We start from the raw sequence: 243 nt of genomic DNA, 5'->3' as shown, positions 1-243 counted from the left end.
GGAGTATGGAGTTGCCTTGCTGGGTACGCCGCTTGAGGCGATCAAAAACGGGGAAGACCGTGAGCTGTTTAAACAATTGATGGAGCGGATCAATGAGCCGGTACCGGAGAGCGAAACAGTGGAATCGGTGGAAGCGGCGCTCGTGTTTGCCGACAAGATCGGATATCCCGTCATCGTCCGCCCTGCCTATACCTTGGGCGGAGCGGGCGGCGGTATCGCTGACAATCAGGCGGAGCTGCTGAC

The 243-nt window shown here is 58.4% G+C and carries 1 protein-coding gene; it reads left to right on the top strand.

The window, feature by feature from the left end; all coding sequences use genetic code 11:
• Positions 1-243 (top strand): hypothetical protein (locus MXD62_RS09420; RefSeq protein ID WP_368862357.1); only part of this gene is annotated, 243 nt, incomplete at both ends.

Origin of the sequence: Frankia sp. Mgl5 (assembly GCF_023242985.1) — a bacterium.
In the GTDB taxonomy this organism is placed as follows: Bacteria; Actinomycetota; Actinomycetes; order Frankiales; family Frankiaceae; genus Parafrankia; species Parafrankia soli.
This window is presented reverse-complemented; position numbering and strand designations above follow the sequence as displayed.